At 46.1% G+C, this 1,103-nt stretch carries 1 protein-coding gene; it reads left to right on the forward strand.

All coding sequences use genetic code 11. The features are described 5' to 3' along the window. Positions 1–973 (forward strand): flagellin (locus A3729_RS01785; RefSeq protein WP_255376368.1); only part of this gene is annotated, 973 nt, incomplete at its 5' end. Positions 974–1,103 lie beyond the last annotated feature (130 nt).

Genomic DNA, 1,103 nt, shown 5'->3' on the forward strand with positions numbered 1-1,103 from the left:
TATTGAAAATGCTGGCTTAGCTGTTGGCAAATTCAGCGGCACTAACAGTGGCGCCATTGGTCAAGCCGTTACAAACACCACATTTGTTACTGGAGATCTTGTTATAAATAGCGTCCCTGTAGGACCAACACTAGCCGCTTTTGACACAGCATCACCTTCTTCTACGAACCCAGAAACCAGCGCCATCGCAAAAGCGCATGCGATCAACCTAGTATCTGATCAGTCAGGTGTTACTGCAACCGTAAACTCTACGTTGGTTAATTCCACAGCAATCGCAGCTCCTGGTGTCGGTATTGGCGAGTCTGGAAGCTTCCTGTTAAACGGTGTTACCATTGAGATCTCGACAAGTGATACAAATACCGTTGCAGACAAACAAAACACCATTATTTCAGCCATAAACAACAAGGCCGGCCAAACAGGTATTCGAGCGGAAGCTTTAGGTTCAGAGTTCCGCTTGATTGCCGATGATGGAAGAAACATTGACGTTGGAGCTTTCACAGGTATCACTCCTGCCAACATCGGCCTAACAGCTAGCACCGAATATAGGGCATCAATTTCTCTGCAATCAGCTGGTAAGATCGAGCTAGACTCAATTACAGGCGACATTGAGAAAGCTGGCTTTGAAATCGGCACCTACGGCGCAGCCGAAAGTGGACAGCTAGTACAAGACATTGATATATCAACATCAGATGGCGCAATTTTAGCTTTGGCTGCTGTCGACAATGCACTGACAACGATAAACTTCCAACGTGCAAACCTCGGTGCGATTCAAAACCGATTTGAATCCACCATCACGAACCAAGCGATTGCAGCTGAAAACTTTACGGAAGCCAGCTCACGAATCAGAGACGCTGACTTCGCCGCAGAAACAGCTGAGCTGTCTAGATCACAGGTATTACAAAGTGCGGGTCTTTCGATCCTGTCTCAGGCGAATGGACAACCACAGCAGGTACTCCAACTGTTACAGGGTTAAACCTGACTTAAAAATATTAAAATAAAAACAGTACTACTATCTATTCTCCAAGCCGGCCTAGCCGGCTTTTTTCTTGTATATCACCTAGAAAACCAATCTTTTCTGGCACGCTCTTCGCTTAGTACTAGAC

It is taken from the genome of Oleiphilus sp. HI0043, assembly GCF_001634935.1.